This window comes from Clostridium sp. 'deep sea', assembly GCF_014931565.1.
GTDB lineage: Bacteria > Bacillota > UBA994 > PWPR01 > PWPR01.
In genome coordinates this window covers 80,435-102,166 of record NZ_CP063353.1, presented here as the reverse complement: position 1 = coordinate 102,166, position 21,732 = coordinate 80,435, and the positions used below count along the sequence as shown (strand labels likewise).

At 32.9% G+C, this 21,732-nt stretch carries 25 protein-coding genes; all 25 read right to left on the bottom strand.

Annotated features, from left to right (window positions below; all coding sequences use genetic code 11):
- Positions 1-6: 6 nt before the first annotated feature.
- Positions 7-828, bottom strand: a complete 822-nt coding sequence (fliP, locus tag IMX26_RS00500; protein ID WP_243259258.1) for a flagellar type III secretion system pore protein FliP — start codon at positions 826-828, stop codon at positions 7-9.
- The gene (locus IMX26_RS00495; protein ID WP_195159769.1) at positions 761-1,087 is read right to left on the bottom strand and encodes a flagellar biosynthetic protein FliO; all 327 of its coding nucleotides are present in this window, start codon (positions 1,085-1,087) and stop codon (positions 761-763) included. Before IMX26_RS00495 ends, fliP begins: the two co-directional genes overlap by 68 nt.
- Before the next feature lie 31 nt (positions 1,088-1,118).
- A complete protein-coding gene (locus IMX26_RS18240) occupies positions 1,119-1,490 on the bottom strand; it encodes a FliM/FliN family flagellar motor switch protein (protein ID WP_195159768.1) in 372 nt (123 codons plus the stop codon).
- A 48-nt stretch (positions 1,491-1,538) separates the two neighbouring features.
- Positions 1,539-1,973, bottom strand: a complete 435-nt coding sequence (locus IMX26_RS00485) for a flagellar basal body-associated FliL family protein (RefSeq protein WP_195159767.1) — start codon at positions 1,971-1,973, stop codon at positions 1,539-1,541.
- A 50-nt stretch (positions 1,974-2,023) separates the two neighbouring features.
- Positions 2,024-2,773 (bottom strand): flagellar motor protein MotB, encoded by a 750-nt coding sequence (locus IMX26_RS00480; protein WP_195159766.1) that lies wholly within the window; start codon positions 2,771-2,773, stop codon positions 2,024-2,026.
- The gene (locus IMX26_RS00475; protein ID WP_195159765.1) at positions 2,763-3,542 is read right to left on the bottom strand and encodes a motility protein A; all 780 of its coding nucleotides are present in this window, start codon (positions 3,540-3,542) and stop codon (positions 2,763-2,765) included. Before IMX26_RS00475 ends, IMX26_RS00480 begins: the two co-directional genes overlap by 11 nt.
- Before the next feature lie 3 nt (positions 3,543-3,545).
- Entirely contained in the window at positions 3,546-3,755 is a 210-nt protein-coding gene (locus tag IMX26_RS00470) for a flagellar FlbD family protein (RefSeq protein WP_195159764.1), read from the bottom strand.
- A gap of 104 nt (positions 3,756-3,859) precedes the next feature.
- On the bottom strand, positions 3,860-5,089 hold the full coding sequence (locus IMX26_RS00465; protein ID WP_195159763.1) for a flagellar hook protein FlgE: 1,230 nt from the start codon (positions 5,087-5,089) through the stop codon (positions 3,860-3,862).
- 74 nt (positions 5,090-5,163) lie between these two features.
- Positions 5,164-5,544, bottom strand: a complete 381-nt coding sequence (locus tag IMX26_RS00460) for a TIGR02530 family flagellar biosynthesis protein (RefSeq protein ID WP_195159762.1) — start codon at positions 5,542-5,544, stop codon at positions 5,164-5,166.
- A 4-nt stretch (positions 5,545-5,548) separates the two neighbouring features.
- Positions 5,549-6,031: a flagellar hook capping FlgD N-terminal domain-containing protein gene (locus IMX26_RS00455; RefSeq protein ID WP_195159761.1), complete on the bottom strand. Its 483-nt coding sequence runs from the start codon at positions 6,029-6,031 to the stop codon at positions 5,549-5,551.
- Positions 6,032-6,042: 11 nt separating this feature from the next.
- Positions 6,043-7,374: a flagellar hook-length control protein FliK gene (locus IMX26_RS00450; RefSeq protein WP_195159760.1), complete on the bottom strand. Its 1,332-nt coding sequence runs from the start codon at positions 7,372-7,374 to the stop codon at positions 6,043-6,045.
- Positions 7,375-7,490: 116 nt separating this feature from the next.
- Positions 7,491-8,495, bottom strand: coding sequence for a flagellar motor switch protein FliG (fliG, locus tag IMX26_RS00445; RefSeq protein ID WP_195159759.1), 1,005 nt, complete (start codon positions 8,493-8,495; stop codon positions 7,491-7,493).
- Complete coding sequence (locus IMX26_RS00440) at positions 8,495-10,081, bottom strand: flagellar M-ring protein FliF C-terminal domain-containing protein (RefSeq protein WP_195159758.1); 1,587 nt, start codon at positions 10,079-10,081, stop codon at positions 8,495-8,497. The genes fliG and IMX26_RS00440 overlap by 1 nt, the downstream gene beginning before the upstream one ends.
- Positions 10,082-10,112: 31 nt before the next feature.
- Entirely contained in the window at positions 10,113-10,409 is a 297-nt protein-coding gene (gene fliE, locus IMX26_RS00435) for a flagellar hook-basal body complex protein FliE (RefSeq protein ID WP_195159757.1), read from the bottom strand.
- 19 nt (positions 10,410-10,428) lie between these two features.
- Positions 10,429-10,869 carry a flagellar basal body rod protein FlgC gene (gene flgC / locus IMX26_RS00430; RefSeq protein WP_195159756.1) on the bottom strand — a complete coding sequence of 147 codons (441 nt, stop codon included), beginning with the start codon at positions 10,867-10,869 and terminating at the stop codon, positions 10,429-10,431.
- 5 nt (positions 10,870-10,874) lie between these two features.
- Entirely contained in the window at positions 10,875-11,264 is a 390-nt protein-coding gene (gene flgB / locus IMX26_RS00425) for a flagellar basal body rod protein FlgB (RefSeq protein ID WP_195159755.1), read from the bottom strand.
- Positions 11,265-11,726: 462 nt separating this feature from the next.
- The gene (fliY, locus tag IMX26_RS00420; protein ID WP_195159754.1) at positions 11,727-12,776 is read right to left on the bottom strand and encodes a flagellar motor switch phosphatase FliY; all 1,050 of its coding nucleotides are present in this window, start codon (positions 12,774-12,776) and stop codon (positions 11,727-11,729) included.
- A gap of 51 nt (positions 12,777-12,827) precedes the next feature.
- Complete coding sequence (locus IMX26_RS00415) at positions 12,828-13,193, bottom strand: response regulator (RefSeq protein WP_195159753.1); 366 nt, start codon at positions 13,191-13,193, stop codon at positions 12,828-12,830.
- Positions 13,194-13,246: 53 nt separating this feature from the next.
- On the bottom strand, positions 13,247-13,744 hold the full coding sequence (locus IMX26_RS00410) for a chemotaxis protein CheD (RefSeq protein ID WP_195159752.1): 498 nt from the start codon (positions 13,742-13,744) through the stop codon (positions 13,247-13,249).
- Positions 13,745-13,827: 83 nt separating this feature from the next.
- Positions 13,828-14,865: a chemotaxis response regulator protein-glutamate methylesterase gene (locus IMX26_RS00405; protein WP_195159751.1), complete on the bottom strand. Its 1,038-nt coding sequence runs from the start codon at positions 14,863-14,865 to the stop codon at positions 13,828-13,830.
- 1 nt (position 14,866) lies between these two features.
- Positions 14,867-15,682, bottom strand: a complete 816-nt coding sequence (locus IMX26_RS00400) for a protein-glutamate O-methyltransferase CheR (RefSeq protein ID WP_195159750.1) — start codon at positions 15,680-15,682, stop codon at positions 14,867-14,869.
- A 78-nt stretch (positions 15,683-15,760) separates the two neighbouring features.
- Positions 15,761-16,207, bottom strand: coding sequence for a chemotaxis protein CheW (locus tag IMX26_RS00395; RefSeq protein ID WP_195159749.1), 447 nt, complete (start codon positions 16,205-16,207; stop codon positions 15,761-15,763).
- Positions 16,208-16,230: 23 nt separating this feature from the next.
- Positions 16,231-18,309, bottom strand: coding sequence for a chemotaxis protein CheA (locus IMX26_RS00390; RefSeq protein WP_195159748.1), 2,079 nt, complete (start codon positions 18,307-18,309; stop codon positions 16,231-16,233).
- A 240-nt stretch (positions 18,310-18,549) separates the two neighbouring features.
- A complete protein-coding gene (locus IMX26_RS00385) occupies positions 18,550-20,757 on the bottom strand; it encodes a methyl-accepting chemotaxis protein (RefSeq protein ID WP_195159747.1) in 2,208 nt (735 codons plus the stop codon).
- A gap of 469 nt (positions 20,758-21,226) precedes the next feature.
- A complete protein-coding gene (locus IMX26_RS00380) occupies positions 21,227-21,730 on the bottom strand; it encodes a chemotaxis protein CheW (protein ID WP_195159746.1) in 504 nt (167 codons plus the stop codon).
- Positions 21,731-21,732: the final 2 nt, after the last annotated feature.

The window sequence follows — 21,732 nt, the reverse complement described above, 5'->3', positions numbered from 1 at the left end:
CCTGCCTTATCCAAAACTTGTTACTAGCGTTTTAAACAATAGGGTCCAACCATCTACAATAATAAACAATAATATTTTGAAAGGTAGTGATATTGTAGTTGGTGGAATCATCATCATACCCATTGCCATTAATACACTTGCTACAATCATATCTATTACAATAAATGGTATATAGATAATGAATCCCATTATAAATGCTTTTTTAAGTTCACTAGTTATAAACGACATCATTAATACCAACGAAGGTATATCATCTATGGTTTCTGGCACCTCTTGTTTGCCAGCTAGCCCCAAGAAAAAGTTAATAGTTTGTGGCTCTGTTTTAGCCTTATCAAACATAAACTGTCTCATGGGTTTCATTGCTTTATCAAAAGCCTCTTCTGTTTTAAGATCACCTGCCATATAAGGATCATAAGCCTCTGCTTTAATCTCAGTTATGATAGGAGACATTACAAAAAAACATAATATTAAGGCAATTCCAATTAACACTTGATTTGGTGGCGTTTGTTGAGTACCCATGGCACTACGTGTAAACGACAGTACAATTAGTATTCTAGGAAATACTGTCATTGTTAAAACTATAGCTGGTAATATTGTAAGGGTTGTTAGAACAACAATTAGCTTAACTATATCTGTAGTTTTTCCGTTCTCATTTAAGTAATCGTAAATAACCGAGTCGCCTGGTTCAGCCATTACTGGCACTAAATTAATTAATACAATAATAGCAAGCATATTAACAAATAATAGGGTTTTTAGTTGTTTACTTTTTAGTATATTTTTCAAGCACTGATGCAAAGAGATTAACATTTTCTTCTCTATATATCTCATGTAAATCCTCCTCATCAAGTTCTCTTAACTCATGTACCCCTTGTGGTGTTATTGCTATCAGCAAATTTTTATCACCTATCTTTATTATCTCTAGCCATTTGTCATTTGTTATTATGTATCTATCAATTGACTCAATATATTTGCTCTTATTGAGGGAAAGTTTTCCGTTAGCTGCAAAGCGTTTAAAGAAATAACCTACTGCAAACAAAATGATTAGGAATATTACTATTTTTATAATTAATTCGGTAATAGCGTCCATTTTAGACCTCCCATGTTACCATAACTAACCTCTACTCTTTGATGATGGAGGTGATTCTTACGCCATATGTTTCATCTAAAACCACAACCTCGCCTTTTGCAAAAAACTCTTTGTTTAATAATATATCTACATTTTCGCCAGCAGCTTTATTTAAGGCAATTATGCTTCCTTTTTCAAGCTTTAATATTTCTTTAGCAGTTTTGGTAGTTCTACCCAGCTCAACTACTACATGTGTTGCTAAGTCTGCTAAAAAGCTCATTGGCATTTCTTCGTTTTGACTTTGTTTTATGTCATCAAACTCTTCGAATGTAGCTTTATAAACCTTGGTTTTTTTTACAAGATTGCTTCTTTTAATTTTTCCATCAGTGTCTGTTGTATTGTCCTTTGTAAAAGATATTTGCATTGAAATTCTCCTAAATATTATATTTTTGTTATTTAAATTTAAGAGTTTCTACTGAGTTATTAACTGTTTATAATATACCTTTGTTATTGATTCATACTCATGTAATTCATTCATTTTTGTTATTAATTTTTCACTGATTCTGTCTTGAATATCATCAGCTCTAAATTCCAGTTCTTCAGTACCTCTTAAGATTTCTAGCATTACATCCTTAACCTTAAATGTTTCACTTACAAGCTTAGTAGATTCTTTTTCATTGTTTAAGATTAAGACTATCTCACACCTTACAAATCTTCTACTATTTTTTATATTAGTAATGATGTTACCAGGAATAGCTACCTGATACTCTTTAGTGGAAACAACAGGTTCGCCTGTGTTGCCTAGTATTTGTGAAACATCAATTACACCAAAAAACATTAAAGCCCCAACTACTACAATTAACAATAGCACAACTAGTAAGATAATTAGTAATCTTTTGCGTTTCATCTATAGCCTTCCTTTTGCTTAGTGTCAAAATTATATCTTTACCCAAAAGCCTATGTTACTTTTACTAGTACAATATCGGTGCGCCTATTTTTAGCCCTACCAGCTACTGTATCGTTATCTGCAATTGGATTAAACTCACCATAACCTAGAGGAACAAGTTTTTGAGGAGAAAAGTCTCCCTCATATTTAAAGAAATACAATACGGTTAGCGCTCGTTCTAAAGATAACTCAAAATTATCTCTAAACTGTTCATTATGTATAGGTAAATTATCTGTATTACCCTCTAATATTAATTTTTTTAAGATGCCATCATATTTTTTTACTATCACCGTTATTTCGGTTAGAGTTTCCCGGGCTTTGTTATTGAGATTAGCCCTCGCTGAAGCAAATAATAAATGATTAGATAATCTTATTCTTATTTCTGGTCCATCCATCATAACCTGCATTTGCATGCCATTTTGCATATTGTATTGAACCAAAGCATCATAAAGTTCGTTAAAGTTTTCTTGTATTTTTTGATTTGTGGCATTATCTACTTCTGATACGGCCTCAATTACAGGGGGTTCACTTTTATCAACAATACCTAAATCTCCTTCTAAAATTGAACTTGAATTATCTGATTCAATAATGTAGATTTCACCAGTAAAAGACTCTACAACCTTTTTCCATTTAGTTGCATCTACAGTTGAGAAGGCAAAGAGCAATACAAAAAACGCCAATAACAGTGTTACCATATCACTATATGTTACAATCCACTCATCTGGAGCATCTTCTTGTGGCTTAGGTTTGTTAATTCTCATTGTTACCATCCTTGGCGGTTTGGCGTTCGCTATTGGCTACAAAGGTTTTTAATTTTTCTTTAATCATTAAAGGTGATTCACCAGCTTGTACAGCCAAAATCCCCTCAATAATCATCATTTTGTAAATAACCTCTTGATCGCTTTTATACTGTAGCTTGCCAGCTAAAGGCAAAAATACGATATTTGCAAAAAAAGATCCATAAAAGGTTGTTATTAATGCAAGTGCCATTGCAGGACCAAGTGTGGATGGGTCATTGAGCTTTTTAAGCATTAAAATAAGTCCTATTAGGGTGCCAAGCATACCCATTGCAGGGGCATATTTGCCCATTGTTTTTAAGACACCTTGACCCTCTTGATGACGAGTTATCATATTCTCGAGATCTAAACTGAGCATTTTCTCAATCATTTTAGGGTCAGTACCGTCAACAACTAACAGAATTGACTTTTTCATAAACTCGTTATCAACTTCATTTGTATATTTTTCTAAAGCCAATAAGCCATTCTTTTTTGCCACTAAAGATAGTTCACTAAGAATTTCAATAGTTTGATTTATTTCGAAGTTTTCTTTAGTAAATGCCTTTTTAAATATACCTAAAAAACCTTTGAGTTTTTCTACTGGATAACTTATAGCTGTTGAGCAAAGAGTACCTCCTATCACAATTATTAAAGATGATGTACTCCAAAATGCACTAATACTGCCTTGAGTTACAATTGCTAAAATAAATAAGATAAACGCTAGAATTAAACCGGCTACTGATGTAATATCCATAAGTTAATTTCCTTCTTTTATTATTACAGGCAACTGCATATATTTTTGTCTAAAGTTAATTATTGACTCTATTATCTCTTCAGCTTTTTCAGTAACTACATAAGTATGCTCGTTAACTGTTCTTATAACTGTGTGAGGTACTTCTTCTATTTGCTCTATTATGTCGCAGTTTAAGAAAAATACTTCATTATTAAGCCTTGTTAACTTTATCAATTGTTCATCACCCCTTAATTATTAAATTGTATAATTCGAATTAAGTTAAGTTATGAGTATAACGGCTACCTTAGTAGCCGTTATACCTTGGCTTAAATATTTATTTATCTCTTAAGATTTACTAACTCTTGTAGTATTTCATCTGAGGTTGTAATAATTTTTGAGTTGGCTTGGAATCCACGTTGAGCAACAATCATTTCGGTAAATTCTTTAGCTAGGTCGACATTAGACATCTCTAAAGCACCATCTCTAATAGGACCTCTGCCCCCTGTGCCTGCAAGGCTATACTGAGGCTCCCCCGAGTTCCAAGACTTTATATAGTTATTATTGCCTGCTCTCTCTAAACCCTGGGGATTTATAAAAGACGCAATTGCTAAAGCAGCTACTGTTTTATCTCTACTATTAGAGAATGTACCCACAACCTCCCCTATGGCATTTACGCCCAAGCTAAGCAAGGAGCCAGATTGATAGCCATCTTGTTCACCACCTACAGTATTTTTATTTGAACTATAGGTAAACTTAGTGGCATTAAAGTTCACTGTTGTTGATATATCGGCTGCCCCTCCTAAACCACCAATTGTAATTGTATGAGGTGTGTGGGTATTAAGAACGCCTGAGGTATTAAAAGAAACAGTTCCATGTGGTACTGCTGCTGGTGTTATTGTTACTCCTGCCTCTGCTGATGAAATTTCATATGAATAAGTACGATCTGCTGCTGTCTTAGTAAAGGTATACGTAACTTTATGAGAAACACCTAAAGAATCATATACTGTCATATCATATGTAAAGCTAGCATCGTCCTTATCGATATTGCCTTCTAAAATCATTGCGGTGGTTGCTTTAGCTGGCATTGTTAAGCTAGATAAATCAAGTGACTGCAAGGGCCCTGTTGTATTAACATTTCCTGCTGAATCTGCCATCCAACCCATTATTTTACATCCGCCAGCAGTAACTAAGTTACCCTGAACATCTTGAGAAAAGTTACCAGCCCTAGTATAGTAGGTCTGTAAACCATCACTTACTACAAAGTAACCGTGACCATCTATTGCTAAATCATTAGGGTTGCCAGTTGGTTGTAGATTGCTTGGTGTGTGTTTGGTAGTTATGCTACCTACTGATACCCCCAAGCCTACTTGGGCAGGGTTTTTACCACCTAAACCACCACTTGAGGGGGGCTGAGCCTTTGATAAAGTTTGGCTTAAGACCTCCTGAAAGGTTATATTTGAAGTTTTATAAGCCACTGTATTTACATTGGCAATATTATTTCCAATAACATCTAATTTTGTTTGGTGAGCTCTGAGTCCAGATACTCCGGAATACATTGATCTTAACATAATGTCCTCCAATTGATTTTTTTTGGTAAAGCCCGTCTGTCGGTCAGGGCTTTTATAGCCTCAAAAAAGTCCAGCTATATGTTTACTACTCCATCTACATTGGTAAATACTTTGCCTTTCATGCTCTGCATAGCTGTAATTACGGTACGAGAGCTAGTATTAGCAATGTATATCGCCTCGTCAGTAACAATTAACGAATTATTAATACCTTTACGCTTGGCTATGTCTATTGCTTGTGAAACCTTTTTTAGGTCATTTCCGGTAAGTGTAATGTTTCTTTCTGCCAGGCGTTCATTAGCGTGTTTAGAAAACTTAACTTCACTTTTTCTTAAATTGTTGATATTACTCTGTAAGATATCATTAAAATTGTTATTACTTTGTGGTGCCTTTTTAGATTTAAGTGATTGTTGAAGTCTTATTTCATTAATTGAAAAATTAGTAATTTTTCTTGACATTTACTTATTCCTCACTAGTAGCTGGCGGTGTACTTGGCTCATTTTCATCGGATTCTTCGCTAGAGGTGGTTGTTGTTACAGCAAGTACGTTTTCTGGCTTTGCTATATGTTTACCAATATGAATATATACTTGTCCATTAGAGTAAGATATGCTATCAACCTTGCCCTCTATATACTCAACTTCATTGGTATCAGTGTTTAAAGCATTAGTTCCTACTGTATTTCCAAGAAACGAGTAGGCTTTAGTTTGGTTTAAATTTAATGTTAGATTATCATTTAAGGCCTGTATGGCTTCTAGTGTTGAAAACTGTACACTCTGGTTCATATACTCATTATTATCAACAGGTGATAATGGGTCTTGGTGTTTAAGTTGGGCCACTAACATCTTTAAAAAGAAGTCTTTATCTATGGTGTTTTTATCTTTTTTATTGTTTTCATTAAGACTATCTAAAGAGGTTTGCTGGCTGGTAACTCTATTAACATCCATGTTATCACTCCCTATATATATATACTTACTTTGTTGGCAGTTTGAATCACTTCTGGTTGCTCTGATTGATTATTACTGGGTACAGCATCTAAAATCATATAATCTCTTTTAGCCTCTTGCTGTTGCTGATCCTGTTGCTGACTTCCTGTAAAACTATGCTGATTTAATTGCTGACTTAAGTCACTATTTGTATTTTGATAATCCGTAGTTATTTGCACCTTATCTATAGTTACAGACTTATTAGACAATACCGATATCATGTCCTCAACTTTTTCGTTCAGCATACGTTTAACAGCTTCGCTCTCGACCTGAATATTTAACACACTACCCGACTGAGTCTTTTGAATATTAATACTCATAGCTCCAAGGTAATCTGGCTTAAGCTTAACGTGCATATACTCACCATCTGCTAACTTACCATAACTAATACTTTCAGTCATTTGGTTCATTATGCTTTCTCCAGTTTTGGGTTCTGCACTAAATAACTCCTCTGAAAACTGTTGCTGTGTTTCTACTGATGCACTCTGAAAACTAGGCGCTACTTTAACGTTACTAGCCAGCGGAGTGTTCAAAACCCTAGAATCACTTACCTCTTTGTTAAGTGGCTGTTCACTTTTTAGCAATTGTGCTATAAATTCTCTACTAGATTCCTTTTCATTCGTTTCGCTATGTAGGTTATTCATAGCAGATGTTTTTTGCTGCTCTGTTCGTTGCAAAAGGTCACTATCTGTTTTAGGTTTAACCTCGGCAGTATTTTTTTCAGCGTTAAATAACTGCTTGTTTTTGTTAGCTTTAATCAGCCTTTGTAGCTTAGTATTGAATATTTTATCTTGCAGTTCAACTTCCTCAAAAACATTATTATTATCATCTTTATTAACACTGACCGAATCGGTCAAAGCCCTTATTTGGGAATCTTTATCGGTCTCTGGTTCTGTGTTAAATTCTTTAGCAACTAGTATCTCACTTTGGTCTACTTTTGTTGCCTCACTAGCTACTGACTCACTGTGCTCAGGATCACTTGTTGTTAGTTCAGTAGTTGTTTTTTGCTGGGAATCTTGATTGACATTAAGAACAACAATTTGATTTTGCAGCGATAATAAATCAATAATTTCTTGGGGTTCACTATCTTCAGTTATTTGATTTTTCTCATCACTTTGATCTACCTCTTCAGGCTCCTTATCGGCCGCCTCTGCACTAACCTTGTTTTGTTCTGGTAATAAATCAAGTTCTTTCTTTAGCTCGTTTTCAAAGCCATTTTCAGCCCTATCACTACCATACTTATTCGCTAGTTTACTATCGACTTTTGTTGCTGTACTTAGTAATAGCTCCATGCTATTAATCACTTTTTCACCTCCTTTTAGTAAAGTTATAGTGTAAGTTTCAGTAATGCATAGCACTACTGAAACCATTACCAACATTTAGTTATGTTTACTGATGTTTACATTAATATTTTGCTAGTTTATCCTACTAACTTATCACTTGAATCTTTGCTAATCACAATCTCTTGATTCTGCTCTAACTCATGTACAATGCCAACAATTTTCTGCTGGGCTTCAAGCACCTCGCTGAGTCTGATACGACCCATCATATCCATCTCTTGATTAATGATTTCTTTGGCTCTAGCTGAGATGTTTTTAAATACAAAGTTTTTCATACGATCGCTTGTTGATTTAAGTGCCATTGCTAGGTCTGAGTTTGGTACTCTCGATAATACAATTTGAGCATGCCTTGGATCCAAGCTAACAATATCCTCAAATAAGAACATGCGCTTTTTAAGCTCTTCTGCTAGCTCTTGATTTGTTTCTTCAACTCTATCAAAGATATTAACTTTTGTTCCTCTATCTATTGATGATAAAATATCTGCCGCTATATTAATTCCTACAATGTCAGTTGAGGTAGTTTCACCGAGGAAATTACTAATTTTATTTTTAACTTCTCGCTCAACATCCTTAACTATTTCGGGTGATATTTTACTCATTTTTGCTACTCTTATAATTATGTCGGCCTGTCTCTCCTCATCAAACGATGATAAAATAACTGAGCCCTGTGCTGAATCTATGAATGAAAGTATTAAAGCAACAGTTTGATTACGTTCGGCCTTTAAAAAATCGATTATTTCATTTGGATCAACTTTTTTTAGAAAATCAAAAGGCTTACTTTTTATAAAGGTTGACATCTTACTAATGATCTCAGAGCATCTATCTTGTCCAAGGGCCTCTGTTAAAAGCTCTTTAGCATACTCTAAGCCACCACCAATGGAAAAGCCCTGTTCTAAACACAACTGGTAGAACTCATCTAAAACAGTGCTACGAAGATTTTGAGATACCGCCTTACTTTCCGCCATTCTAAAGGCTACTCGCTGAATATGTTCTTCATTTAGGTATTTCAGCACCTCAGCAGAAGTCGATTTATCTAGTGACAAAAGTAAAATTGCAGCCTTTTGATCTGGAGTTAGTCCTGCCATCAGCTCAACTCCTCCCCTACAACTTCTTCATCTTCTTCATCCTTTTTTTCCATCCAATAAGCTATTAAATCCGCTGCATTTTTAGGATTAACCTTAGCTATTTGAGTAATATCCTCAATAATTTTTTGCTCTTCAGCTAATTTTTCTTTATTAACTCGCTCTTCTTCTTTGACCTTAGCTAATTCTTCAGAGGTTAATAGTTCTTCAAGCTCTTGGCTACTTACCTGTGGTACTTCTATATCTACTTTAGGTTTTGCCATAGCCTTTCTAATAGTTCTTAATAAAATAAGGGCAAAGATAAAGGCAAAAAACATTCCAGCTATAATAATCATAGTTTGCTCCGATATAGGAAATGGTTCTTCTACCTCCTGTTTAGCCGCATCTAAGGCATCTTTTAGCCTTTGAGCCTCAACCTTATCTGCTGTAAAGTCCATATTGCTAACGTTTATGTTTGCGGTATCTACATCTACAGAAGCACCAACTATTTGAGATATATTAAATAAACCATCTTGATCTAATGTTGTGTCATTAATTAATATTGAAATAGAAATATCTTTAATAACTCCTTGAGCCTCTTCTATTGTTCGTGTTAATTCATTAACTCGATAGTTTACAACCTTTTGAACTCTCTCGTTTAAGCTATCACTGCCAGAGGCCGCATTTGTAGATGAGTCAGAAAACTTTTCTGTAAGCTCGTCTATGGTAAATGGTATTCCTTCGTTATTTATTATAGGGGTATATTCTGTTAGCTGCGTTTTACGTTTATCGAAGTCAAACGTAGCGTTTACTGAAACTTTTATGTTTTTACTGCCAAATACAGGCTCAAACATATATATTATTTTATTCTGCAGTTCTTTTTCAACACTCTTCTTCAACTCAAACTGTGAGCTTGTAATTGCACTTAATGGATCATTATTAGTATTAGGAAGTAAATCATTAGCCTCCGAATCTATAATTGCAACGTTTTCTTCTTTTAAACCTGAAATACTTGTTATCATGAGCTTTTGAATGGCCCTTATATGTTGTTTCTCTGGTACATACATCGGCTCAAGTTCTAATAATACGTTTGCCGTAACAGGATTCTTTTGGCTACCAAGTTGAAAATCTTCTTGCATATCCATGCTAATAGTAACAACAGCATTTGTAATACCTTGAAGCAGCTTTATGGTATTGCTTAGTCTATCTTGTAGTTGATAACGTAACATTATATTTTTGTCACGTGTAGATGTTGAAAAGTTTATATTATTTAAATACAAATCATAGTTTAGTCCTGTTTTGGGATAGCCTTGAACTGCCAGCTTCATTCTTACATCTTCTTCTCTACCCTTTTCAACAAGTATAGTTCCACTACTATTTTTCGATTTCACTCCTAAATCTGTAAGAAGTTTATCTATCTCAGCAACCTCTTTAACATCTAGCTTGCTATACAATACAACATAATCTGTACGATTTAGCAGCAATACCGTCGATGCTAAAGCAATTAAGCTTAACATTCCCCAAAACAATATTCGCCTTTTTACTTTAAACTCTAAACCTGACCAAGAATCTTTAATCTTTGTCATCGAATCACTTAGTTTACTGGGCATAATTTAATACTCCATTCAAAAATATCAAAAACTATAGCTGCATTCTCATTATTTCATTATAGGCATCAATTGCTTTATTTCTGACTTGAAGCGTTAGTTGTAAGTTCATTGCTGTTTTTTCTGTTTCAAGTAAAAATTTATGATAACCATCACTATTACCAGTGGCCAAAGTATTAAATGATGAACCAGATGTATTAATATCATTGTCTATTTTATTTAATGCCTCTTGTAACACATCGCCAAAACTTACATTGCTAGAAACAGTTGCAACTTGTTTTATAGAACCTAAATTACCCTTTATAACAGGGGTTATGGATTGTGTTCTCATAGTATGTATCCTTTATGTATTATTTGAGTATCTCAAGCGATTTTGAAAACATAGTTTTTGTAGCTGTTAATACCATTGAGTTAGCTTCGTATGCCCTAGATGCTGCCATTAGCTTTAACATTTCCTCGGTTGTATTTACATTAGATAGCTTCACATAACCATCTTTATTAGCCAGTGGATGCGTAGGATCATATGAGAGCTTGAATGGTGTTTGGTCTTCTACTATGTTGTCAATTTCTACACCACTTCCTTCTCGCGGTCTACTAAAACTATCTAAAGTTCTACTAAAAGTTTTGTTTTCTTTGCTTTCTCTAAACACAACTGATTTGGCTCTATATGGGTCTCCAGAATCTGTAATTATAGTTTCAGCATTAGAGATATTTTGCGCTACAACTTCAATTCTCTTCTTTTGAGCAATTAATCCAGTTGCACTAATGTCTAACGATCTTAAAAAACTCATTTACATCACCTCTTTGTAGAATCAATAACTATATCAAATAGTTTCATTTGTGATCTTAATGCTTCAACCATAAGGTCATATTGCATTTTGTTGTCGGAGAGTGCCACCATCTCTTTATCTACGTTAACATTATTTCCATCAATGTTTTCTAAGAGTCCCTTTTTATTATAAATAGAGAACATATTAAATTGCTTTTTGATAGTTTTTACTTCGGGATCACTGACTTTATTGTTTTTTAGATGCCTTGTTAAAACCTGTTGAAAATTAACATCTTTAGCCTTAAAGCCTGGGGTATCATGATTAGCTATATTATTGGCAATAGTTTCATGTCTTTTTTGTAATCCATCTAAGCCTTTTTGAAAGAAATCTAACCGACTATACATATTGCTAAACACTGGCATTCTCCTTTTTTTGAATTAACAGCATACCCATATTTAGGTACAAAATATACTATTTTTAATAATTATAATCCATAATTCGACATCTTACAACAGTGATACATTACATTTTAATATAAATTTAAGTTTAAGTTTTAGATATTTAAGATACTAGATAAGCACTATTAATACATGTAATTTAAAATTTATTTAAAGATGCATTCTTTAAAAGCGATATTTCTTTATACATAACCTAATTTAATCTATCAAGATAATTTACATTATTTTACTTATTTTTAATTAATAGCTAAACTATTGCAAAAAAATTTATCAAAAAAATTAAAAAAAAATAAAAAAAATAACTCCCAGTCACTATAATGTAGTGATATTCTGAGAATTATCTTTATTATTGTTAATTTTAAGGTAACAATCTACTTTAACAGATTGATTATTTAGTTAATAGACATTGCTACTATTTGTTTACATTAATGTAGCTAATCTACTCTGAGGTGTTACAATATCTGTTACTCTAATACCGTATTTTTCTTCAACTACAACAACTTCACCGTAGGCTATTAGCTTGTTGTTTACGTATATCTCCAGAGGCTCATCAACATAACCATCTAGCTCTACTACAGTACCTGTTCCGAACTTTAGTATATCACTAATTGTCTTACGAGTTTTTCCAAATACTACACTTAAGTCGAGTTGAACATCAAGTAATAAATCCATATTTTCAGGTAATTCTCTATCTATATATACCCTTTCAGTTTCACCAACTAAGCTCTCTTTTTGAGGCTCAGGGCTTTCTGTCTGTTCACTCTTGGCTGAAACTTGGGGGCTGGTATTATTAAGGCCATTAGTTAATACTTCTACAATCTCTTTTACTGTTTCAATAGAGTATAACTGCATTATGCTTGTCTCTAACAGCCCTTCTATTGACATAACAAAACCAATTTTAACAAACTCTTGATTTCCAGAAAAATCACCAGATTCTATATCAGACAATGTAGACCATACCTCAACCTCTGGGGCGCTAATGTCTACAACTCTACTCATCATTTGAGCAATAGAGGTTGCTGCTGATCCAATCATTTGGTTCATAGCTTCTGATACAGCACTTAGTTCTATTTCACTAAGCTCCTGTTTTTTGTTTGTACCTTGACCACCCATCATAATATCAGCAATTACAGAAGCATCTTCTGTTTTAATAAGTAAAAGATTAGTTCCTACTATGCCTCTTTCGAACCTTACCTTTAAAACTACATATGGTATTTGCATACCAGCGTGTATCTTTTTAAGATTAGAAACTGATACAACTGGCGTGGTAATTTGTACTCTTTTGTTAAGTATTTTTGATAACGATGTAGCAGATGTTGAAATAAAAATATTACCAGCCTCACCTATTACATCTTTTTCATCATCAGACAAAACAACATGGCTTACTTCCTCAGGTTCTGGCTCTGATGATTTCATTCCACCATTTAGTAAAGCATCAATTTGCTCTTGAGTTAATGTGCCTTCACTCATTCATGTCACATCCTTGTAGTGCAGTATTATAGTTAAAAATCCTGTATTTCATTATAAACCTAAAGCTTTATTCAATGACTCAAGCACCCTCACATTATCAAAAGGCTTTACAATAAAATCGCTAGCACCAGACTTAATTGCATCCATAACCATACCCTGCTGACCCATAGCGCTACACATAATAACTTTTGCCTTTGGATTTATTTTTTTAATCCAACGTAAGGCTTCAATTCCATCCATCTCAGGCATTGTTATGTCCATTAGAACTAAGTCTGGATTTAATTCTTGATAAGCTTCAACAGCCTTTTTGCCATTTTGGGCTTCACCAATTACTTCAAAACCTTCTTTTTCTAAAAGGTTTTTTAACATCATACGCATAAAAGCTGCGTCATCAACAATTAAGATACTCTTAGCCATAATAAAAATCTCCCTTATTTATAAGATTATTAATTATTATCTCCCCAAAACTCTTAAAGCTGTTTTACTTGTATATCATTTAAGTGTTTTGCATATTTAATGAAAACTTTTAGATTTTCAAGGTCTATAGACATAGTTCTGCCTACACTTCCACCTACATCTTCTTGTACTATTGGTATTTTCAATTCCTTTAAAACTTGTTTTACTGCCTTTATATTTGAATTACCAATATCAAAATAAGATGTGACTTTTTCTTTTAAAAACGTTTTCGCACCGCCTGCTATATATGCCATTAAATTACTGCGTTTCGCACCATAAATAATAAGATTGTTAACCATATCAGGAATAGCAGTATCGGCATATTTTTTTACTTCAATATTCTTATTAAACAATGTACTATCGTATAATAGAATATGAGATAATCCACCAATTTTATTAATAGGATCTAAAATAACAGTTCCTACACAAGAACCTAGTGCATATGTAATTAGTTTATTTGGATTTTTAGTTATTTTATAGTCAGATATGCCTACAACAAACTCTTTTTTCAACCTTACAACTCCAATATTATCTTAATCTTAAGTACTATTATATAAAAAACCATGCATTATTACTAATATTCTTTTATATTTTATTAATTTTTTTTCAGAATCATCTGAATTTTTTCAGATATTTGCTCAATAGGTAACTGGTACTTAACAGCACCTAAATCATAAGCAACCTTCGGCATTCCATAAACAACACTAGTAGATTGATCTTGACCAATTGTTATTGCACCACTAGCTTTCATACGTTTTAATCCTAAAGCACCGTCTTTACCCATACCCGTAAGAATAACACCAATAGCTTTATCTCTTACATTCTGTGATACAGAGTTAAATAAAACGTCTACCGAAGGGCAGTGCCCATTCACTTTATTTTTTTCATTATATTTTTCGGTTTTAATAATGTATTTACTGCCTTTTCTTGTTACCCTTATATGGCTATCACCTGGTGCTATAAAGGCTCTGCCTGGAGTAATTTCATCACCGTCTTCCGCCTCTTTTACTGCTAACAAACATTCATTGTTCATACGTTCTGCAAACATTTTTGTAAACACTGGAGGCATATGCTGCACAATTACAATACCAGGAACACCCCGAGTTAAACCTTTCAGAACCTTGGAAACGGCAATAGTGCCACCAGTTGAAGCTCCAATAGCAATCAACCTAATATCAGAATTGTAGTTTACCTCATTTAATGATGTCACTTTTTTATTTAAGTGTTTAAAATCCCCAACATTTACTGTTGAAGCAATTTTAATTTTTACAATTAATTCTTTTATGAACATATCCACACCATCACTACTGCTTGGCTTATTTACAAAATCAACAGCGCCAGCGTTTAATGCGTCAAATACGGTATCATTTAAAGAACTAACCATTACTATTGGCATTGGATATTGGGGCATTAATTTTTTAACAAACTCAATACCATTCATTTTAGGCATCTCTACATCTAAGGTCATTACATCTGGGCGATGTTTAATAATCATATCTCTTGCTTCATACGGATTTGCTGCTTTAGCTACTATTTCTATATCTTGGTCAGCTGAGAGTTTTTTTTCTAAAACAGCTCTAAAAAGTGCTGAGTCATCAGCTATTAATACTCTAAGTTTTTTTCTTTTTTTCATATTACAATTCTTTTCTATATATTGAAGGCTTAATATACTTAAAACCAGAAACCCCTCGATCAATACTCTCTGAGTGGCTAATAAAAAAGTATCCACCTGGCTCAAGTATGTCAAAGAATTTTTTTATTAATTTATTTCTGGTTGGAGCATCAAAATATATCATAACATTTCTACAAAAGATTATATGAAATTTTTTCTTAAAATTAAAGGTACTTAACAAATTAAGTCGTCTAAAGATTACCTCTTTTTTTATAACATCATTAATCATAAACTTTTCATCTTCTAAAGCTTTAAAATACTTATAATTCCACAACGGTGGATTGTTTTTTAAATTCTCTTCTGTGTAAATACCCTCTTTAGCTTTTGCAAGCACATTATTGGATATATCGGTAGCTAAAATCTTGCTATCCCACAGAGTTTTTTTATTTCCCAGGAAATCGGCTAAAACCATAGCTATGGTATAAGGTTCCTCCCCAGAAGAACAGCCAGCACTCCATATTCTTAAGTCACGATGCTCTTTATTTGCTTCTACTAAATAAGGAAGCACCTCTGCTGATAAATATTCATAGTGTTGTTTTTCTCTATAAAAGTAGGTATGGTTTGTGGTTATTTTATCAATTAATTGATTTACAGCTTGGCCTGTTTTATCATTTACTACATAGTCATAATATGCAGAAAAACTACCAAAGCTACCATTTTCAATAACCATACCTAGTCTACTGCTCAATAAATTTTTCTTTTTCTCACTTAAGTCTATACCTATATTGTCTCGTATATACTGAGATAGTTTCAGAAATTCATTATTTGTTATTAGCAAATCTACACTCTCCTAATGTAAGGTGCCTCCAGTTAAAAACTGAAAGCATCTCTCTAAAACATTTATATATTTATTTTGTTATTCAGTAATACCTAATTTCACTAATTCTGCACACTTAAGTAATATAAAAACTTCTTTCTTTTGCCTACCTATACCATGTATAAAGTTATTACTTGTACCATGGTTAAACTCTGGTATATCTGAAATTTCTTCATTTTTGAGTGTAATTACTTCTGCAACATTATCAACTATTACACCTACACTTTGTTTTTTTACGTCTAAAATTATAATGCAAGTTTTTTCATCATATGTTTTTTCTGGCTTACCAAATTTTAATCGCAAATCTACAATAGGTATTATTTCTCCACGTAAGTTAATTACACCCTTCACATAGTTAGGCTGTTCAGGAATTTTTGTGATATCTATAATACTTATTATTTGTCGCACATAGGCTATATCAATACCATAGGTTTCTGTACCTAACTCAAAGGTTAGGTGTTTGCCATCTAAGGCACTAGTAATCATCTTTAACCTCCTTACTTAGTAAACTAACTACTTAATCCTAATGGGTCTAGTATTAAACTGATGTCTCCATCACCAAGTAAAGCACAGCCAGAAACACCCTGAACATAATTAATATATTTTGAGAAGTTTTTAACAACTAGTTGATATTCTCCTAAAAGCTTGTCTACAAAAATACCTACGCTATTGTCATTGTTTTCAACTAATACAAATATTCCATCATCAATTTTAGTTACAGCTGATTCAACACCATGTATTTTATGAATACGAACAACCTTTATGCACTTGTTCATCATCATAATCATTTCATGGCCCATTGGATCTTTAATTATATCTTCTTCTTTAGCCTCAAATAGCTGTTTTATGGCAGTAATAGGTACGGCATACTTAGCTTCACCAACCTTAACTAAAATACAGTCAATGATTGCTAATGTAAGAGGTATTCTTATTGTAAACTCGGTACCTTTACCCAATTCACTTTTAATTTGAATTTGTCCACCAATACGCTCTATACCTTTAGCTACAACATCCATTCCTACACCTCTACCAGAAAATCCAGTAATTTGTTCTCTAGTTGAGAATCCGGCATTAAAAATTAATTCAAAGGCCTCTTCATTGCTATATTCTTCTTTAGCTTTTACTAATAAACCTTTGCTTTCAGCCTTTGATAATATTTTTTCTCGATCTAAACCCTTACCATCATCGCGTACCATTATTAGAATCTCTCCGCCAGCGTGTTTGGCTTCTAACACTACTTTACCAATGGGATCCTTTCCCTTTTCCAAACGCTCTTCATTAGACTCTAAGCCATGGTCAATAGCATTTCGAACAAGATGCATAATTGGGTCTGAGATATGTTCAATTATATTTTTATCTACTTCTGTTTCTTGACCAAGTAATTCTAGTTCCATTTTTTTGCTAGTTTTATTACTCATATCTCGAGCTAAACGATGCATTTTTTGAAATGTTAAAGCCAAAGGTACCATACGAATTTCCATTACAACATCTTGTAAATCATTCATAATTTTTTTCATGTGTTTAGCTGCTTTTCTAAAATTATCTAGCTTTAAGCCATTTAAATCAGGATTACCAGTAACCATTGACTCTGATACTACCAATTCTGATACAAAATTCATTAGTTGGTCTAGTTTAGAAACTTTTACACTAATAAACTTTTGTCCTGTAGTTGTGCTTTTAGTTTCGGCTTTTTCTTTATTTTTTCTCTCTTTTTTTTCATGCTCTTTTTTAAGAAAGTCTTCTATATCAAGATTGTCACCGTTTTGCAAATTCTTATTATATTTTAAATAGGTTTTTTTGTCTACTTTATGAAGGTCTAAGCTTTTCATAAAGGCAACTCTTGTAAAAAATGATGATGTTTCATCATAGCCTTTATCATTAACAAAAGCTATTTTTAACCCCCCATTTTCAATAACCGTTGAGGCTTCTTCATCATCTAAATCAGCTGGAAAATGATTTATTTCTAGCGTTTCATCACTTAGCTGACTTATTGCTGAAAAGGCCCTTACACCAACCATTTGGCAGTCCTCTTCGTAACGTAAGTTACAAAGATAGTATTGCTTATTTTTTTCGCTAACTACATGTTTTTCTTCTTCATTATTTAGTTTAGTTTCTACCTTTATGTCTTGTTTCTCTTTTTTTGGCTCTGTACTTGTAGCAGCAGCTGCCTCTCGTTTGCTTAAATCTACTGCCTTTAATGATTCTAAATGGGTCTCAATTCTCTCTTGTAGGTCTTCGTTATCCTCTAACTCAAAATTATTCATAATTTTATCTGTTTCGGATTTTATGTAATCAACTGTTTCAAGCACAAAATCTGTGATTTTTTTGTAATCTACATCTGGTTCTTCCGACCTTAAAAAATCAAATAAGTCTTCTAGTGCATGAGCGCAACTAGCAATGCCATGAAACTGCATCATCATAGAATTACCTTTTATGGTATGCATAACTCTAAAAATTTCGTTTATGGCACTAACAATAGTGCCTTCACGCTCACTCTCGATTATTCTAGTTTCTAACTGTTCAATTAAGCCATTGGTTTCATGTATATATAATTCAACCATTGGATCATTACTATTATAGCTTGCCATATTCTCCACCGCCATATCTGTATTTAAACATAATACCCTACTATGTTTATCGGATAATAATTCAAAAAATTTAACTTGTCAAAATATACTTTATTAATAGTTGATAAGATATTTTTGTATTAAATCTATATAATACTCTATATTTTGGGTTATAGTGATTTTAATCTTATACTTTTGGATTAATAATAAGGTTAAGCTAGGGTCGCATATTATAGCGACCCCTACTTCTATATTTATTTACTAATATTTTCCAAATTCCATATCATCTAATGTTATTTTAATATCATTATTTTTGTTAATAGAAGAGCGGGTTGGTTCTTGTTTAGTAGTGGCAGCTACTTGTTTTATTGATTTAACAGCTATACTGTTTTTAAGCTGGAATTGAGATATTAATTTATTTAAGTTTTCAGCCTGTGCTGCCATCTCTTCACTAGCTGAGGCACTTTGCTCTGACGTTGCTGTATTAGCCTGTGTTACATCAGAGACCTGTAATATTCCATCATTAATTTGTGCTATAGCTGAAGCTTGCTCATTAGATGCATTTGCTATATCCTCAACAATTGAGCTAACCTCTGTTATGCTCTTAACAATTTGACCTAGAGCTTTGGCTGTATCGTCAGCAAGTGCGGTTCCGTCATTAACTTTTTTAATTGAGGTATCTATTAAATCAGTAGTTTCTTTAGCTGCCTCAGCACTTCTAGCAGCTAAGCTCCTTACCTCTTCAGCTACAACCGCAAATCCCTTGCCGTGTTCACCAGCTCTAGCTGCCTCAACCGCAGCATTAAGAGCTAATATATTTGTTTGGAATGCTATATCATCAATTACTTTTATTATTTTAGATATATTACTAGAGGCAATATTAATTTCATTCATAGCTAATAACATTTCTTGCATTTCTACATTGCCCTCATCTGCTACACTCATTGCATTTGTGGCTATATCATTGGCATTATTAGCATTAATAGCATTTTGTCTGGTTTGCTCTGCTACTTGAGTTACTGTTGCTGATATTTCTTCTACAGCACTGGCTTGTTCAGTAGAACCCTCAGACAATGCTTGGCTTGAGTCTGCTACCTCTTGCGCTCCTGCCCCAACCTGATCAGAGACCTGCTGAATTTCACTTACAACTACATTTAGTGAATTAATAATATCGTTAATTGAAACTTTAAGTTGAGAGAAGTCTCCCATATAAGCTCTGTTAATACCCACATTAAAGTTATTATTTGCCATTTGTGATAATACATCAGCAATCTCAGCTATATAACCTTGAATTTGTGCTGCCATGCTATTAACAGAGTCTTTAATTTTACTAAAATCGCCTTGATAAATACCGTTAACTCGAGCACTAAGATTACCCTCAGCCATACTACTTAAAGCGTTCATAGACTCTTCTACTGGTGTTGAAATGGCATCTAAGATATCGTTAACACCTTTAATTACTTCACTATAACTGCCTTTAAACTTACTAACGTCTCCTCGGGTAGTTAAATCACCTGCTACAGCTGATTGAGTTAGCATTTGAGCCTCATTAACTAAACCCTTAATTGAATTAATAGTTTGAACTAAAGCTGGTCCAATTTCATCTTTATTATCTTTAATTTCAATCTCAAAATCTACATCTCCCTGAGATATTCTTTTCATAGAACCAACAATTACATTTTGTAAATCATCAGCAAAGCCATCAATAACTTCACCCATTTCACCCAATTCATCCTTGGTGTTAAGCTGTAGCCTATTGTTTAAGTGTCCTTTTCTAATTTCAGAAATAGCATTAACTACTTTTTTAAGGGGTTTTGTTATAATATTACTTAATAGTAAACCCAATACTATCGCTATTAATGCTCCCATTGCAATAAATAATGCCATTATTTTATATGCTTTATTGGCTTGGGCTCTATTTGCTATTGCTTGATCATTGGCCTCTTTAATTTTTTGATTAACCAACTCTTTTATTGTATTACGTTCTACTACAATAGCTTTTCCCAAGCTACCGTTTTCACCTATCTCATAAAAAGCTTGTTTATCCTGATTATCAGCTATTAGTTCTAAAACATTATTAAGTGAATTTGCGTAAATGGTTCTGGCGTTTAAAAATTCTTGGTACTTAGTTTTCATTTCTGCTGAGTCTATATGTTTTTCTAGTTCTGTAACATGAATCCCAAACTGCTCTCTTATTGTATGATAAGCTGACTCATATTTTTTTACATCTTTTTCACTATCTGCTTCTATCATATCTCTTAAAACAGAATGAACTTCCTCAAATAGTTTTGATATGTAACCTAATTGCTCTATTGGTACAGTCATTTTTTCATACATTTCATCGCTAGATTTCACTAAGTTTGTCATGTTTTTTACAGCTAAGGCACCTACTCCAACCGACACTAATGCAACTATAATAAAACTTGAAAGAAGCTTGAAGGCAATTTTTTGATTTAGAAACCATTTCATATTATGCTTTCTCCTTTAATTGTTTAGATTTAAACATAAGTAATAAAATACCGATTACCTAGGTTTAAGGTAGATAAGTTTTAAGCAATTCTATTCCCCTTTTAACAATTAAAATCCTTATTTATATATCTATATCTGTATCTGTATTTTTTCTAACTATAGCTTCTTATAGTTATATTAAATTTTTAAACAGTTTGCTGTTTTAGTGACTTTTATTATAAACATATGGCTTATGTATATGTTCACCTACCTTTTCATAGCAATATGTTCTATATAGTATTCTTCGGTAGTAAACTTGTTTTTTTTAACACTTTTCACCATAATAATTCATTAGTAATATATGGCTTTTTAAATTACCTTTAACTTTAAATAGAAGTGAGTGTATTGGTTTATAAAAAAAAATGACTCCCATTTAGTACAGGAGCCACCTAATTTTACTAATTTATATTAGATTTTTTTAATACTAAGTTTATTTTTTACTCACTACATTGTTGTAGGTTTCTTTATCGTGTTTTACTATTTCATGTGCTTCTAAGATAATAATAACATTTTCATTTACTTTGGCAATTCCCTTAACAAAATCTTGTTTAATACCTTGATCAAATTCAGGAACTACTGCAATATCTTTTTCACTAATGTTAATTACTTCAGTTACTGCATCAACAATAATGCCAACAACAATATCATCAATGTTTAAAATGATTGCACAGGTTCTATCATGATACTCAACAGGTGCTTTATTAAATCTTAAATGCATATCTATAATAGGTACAATTTGACCTCGTAGATTTACAACACCCTTTACATACACAGGTTGCTGAGGTATTTTAGTTATTTTGGAGACACCAAACCTAATTTGTCGAACAAAACCAATGTCAATTCCGTAGGTAACACCTGCTACCATAAAAGTTAGTTTTTTATCTGCATGAGAATCTGCTGATGCAACTATTGAACTTACTGCATAATCACTCATGT

What these genes read in the sequence shown, in the direction of transcription:
- fliP (WP_243259258.1), bottom strand. Translation starts at nt 828, where the DNA reads ATGAGATATATAGAGAAGAAAATGTTAATCTCTTTGCATCAGTGCTTG.
- IMX26_RS00495 (WP_195159769.1), bottom strand. Translation starts at nt 1,087, where the DNA reads ATGGACGCTATTACCGAATTAATTATAAAAATAGTAATATTCCTAATC.
- IMX26_RS18240 (WP_195159768.1), bottom strand. Translation starts at nt 1,490, where the DNA reads ATGCAAATATCTTTTACAAAGGACAATACAACAGACACTGATGGAAAA.
- IMX26_RS00485 (WP_195159767.1), bottom strand. Translation starts at nt 1,973, where the DNA reads ATGAAACGCAAAAGATTACTAATTATCTTACTAGTTGTGCTATTGTTA.
- IMX26_RS00480 (WP_195159766.1), bottom strand. Translation starts at nt 2,773, where the DNA reads ATGAGAATTAACAAACCTAAGCCACAAGAAGATGCTCCAGATGAGTGG.
- IMX26_RS00475 (WP_195159765.1), bottom strand. Translation starts at nt 3,542, where the DNA reads ATGGATATTACATCAGTAGCCGGTTTAATTCTAGCGTTTATCTTATTT.
- IMX26_RS00465 (WP_195159763.1), bottom strand. Translation starts at nt 5,089, where the DNA reads ATGTTAAGATCAATGTATTCCGGAGTATCTGGACTCAGAGCTCACCAA.
- IMX26_RS00460 (WP_195159762.1), bottom strand. Translation starts at nt 5,544, where the DNA reads ATGTCAAGAAAAATTACTAATTTTTCAATTAATGAAATAAGACTTCAA.
- IMX26_RS00455 (WP_195159761.1), bottom strand. Translation starts at nt 6,031, where the DNA reads ATGGATGTTAATAGAGTTACCAGCCAGCAAACCTCTTTAGATAGTCTT.
- fliG (WP_195159759.1), bottom strand. Translation starts at nt 8,495, where the DNA reads ATGGCAGGACTAACTCCAGATCAAAAGGCTGCAATTTTACTTTTGTCA.
- IMX26_RS00440 (WP_195159758.1), bottom strand. Translation starts at nt 10,081, where the DNA reads ATGCCCAGTAAACTAAGTGATTCGATGACAAAGATTAAAGATTCTTGG.
- fliE (WP_195159757.1), bottom strand. Translation starts at nt 10,409, where the DNA reads ATGAGAACACAATCCATAACCCCTGTTATAAAGGGTAATTTAGGTTCT.
- flgC (WP_195159756.1), bottom strand. Translation starts at nt 10,869, where the DNA reads ATGAGTTTTTTAAGATCGTTAGACATTAGTGCAACTGGATTAATTGCT.
- fliY (WP_195159754.1), bottom strand. Translation starts at nt 12,776, where the DNA reads ATGAGTGAAGGCACATTAACTCAAGAGCAAATTGATGCTTTACTAAAT.
- IMX26_RS00415 (WP_195159753.1), bottom strand. Translation starts at nt 13,193, where the DNA reads ATGGCTAAGAGTATCTTAATTGTTGATGACGCAGCTTTTATGCGTATG.
- IMX26_RS00405 (WP_195159751.1), bottom strand. Translation starts at nt 14,865, where the DNA reads ATGAAAAAAAGAAAAAAACTTAGAGTATTAATAGCTGATGACTCAGCA.
- IMX26_RS00395 (WP_195159749.1), bottom strand. Translation starts at nt 16,207, where the DNA reads ATGATTACTAGTGCCTTAGATGGCAAACACCTAACCTTTGAGTTAGGT.
- IMX26_RS00390 (WP_195159748.1), bottom strand. Translation starts at nt 18,309, where the DNA reads ATGGCAAGCTATAATAGTAATGATCCAATGGTTGAATTATATATACAT.
- IMX26_RS00385 (WP_195159747.1), bottom strand. Translation starts at nt 20,757, where the DNA reads ATGAAATGGTTTCTAAATCAAAAAATTGCCTTCAAGCTTCTTTCAAGT.
- IMX26_RS00380 (WP_195159746.1), bottom strand. Translation starts at nt 21,730, where the DNA reads ATGAGTGATTATGCAGTAAGTTCAATAGTTGCATCAGCAGATTCTCAT.